This is a genomic window from Deinococcus radiotolerans, from assembly GCF_014647435.1.
Lineage (GTDB): Bacteria > Deinococcota > Deinococci > Deinococcales > Deinococcaceae > Deinococcus > Deinococcus radiotolerans.
Genome location: NZ_BMPE01000058.1, coordinates 1 through 660 on the forward strand (window position 1 = coordinate 1; position 660 = coordinate 660).

At 62.0% G+C, this 660-nt stretch carries 1 protein-coding gene; it reads right to left on the minus strand.

Features of this window, described 5'->3' with window-relative positions; all coding sequences use genetic code 11:
- On the minus strand, positions 1 to 660 hold a 660-nt coding region (locus tag IEY63_RS22080), incomplete at both ends, for an IS4 family transposase (RefSeq protein ID WP_189071146.1).

Sequence of the window (660 nt, forward strand, 5' to 3'; positions counted from 1 at the left end):
CAGCAGAAGATCCTGGAGATGATCAAGCCCGAGTCGAAACACGGACACCGCACGGTGTCCGTGTTTCTTTACTTTGGTAGCGGTTCGACGTGCCACGACCTCGCCCGTCACGCACGCCCAGATGAAGGCGACGCTGACGACCGTCAGGAGCGAAGACACGCGTTCGGCGCGCGTCAGACCCGTATCTTCCAGGTTGAACCCTCTGGTTTTCAACGCGGCGTGCAGATTTTCTGTTTGCCAGCGCAGGGCATACCGGCGCATGTTCGGCAGGGCGTGCCCCCGATACGCCAGGTACAGCATGTCACCGGCTGCGTTTTTCGTGGCCGCCACCCGCAGATTCACATCGTAGATGCGGGTCTGGCGATGCCAGACCCTGACTTCACCCACCTGAAGGTTCTTGAAGACCGCCCAGACCGGCATGCCGTGCGCGCCGATCGTGGCGCGAGCTGGGAGACGAATGCAGGGCGCAACCCCGTGCTGGTCGAGGAATCGAAACCAGTGCTGCCCAATGAATTCACGATCCGCGAGCAGGCACCGGATCTCCCGATCTGGGCAGAGCTTCAGGAAGCGCTCCACGAGCGCTTCCCGGACACAAGAACGACTGGCCCCACCGTGCGGGAGCAGTGTCCACATCAGCGGCAAACTGAACCCGTTCCACAC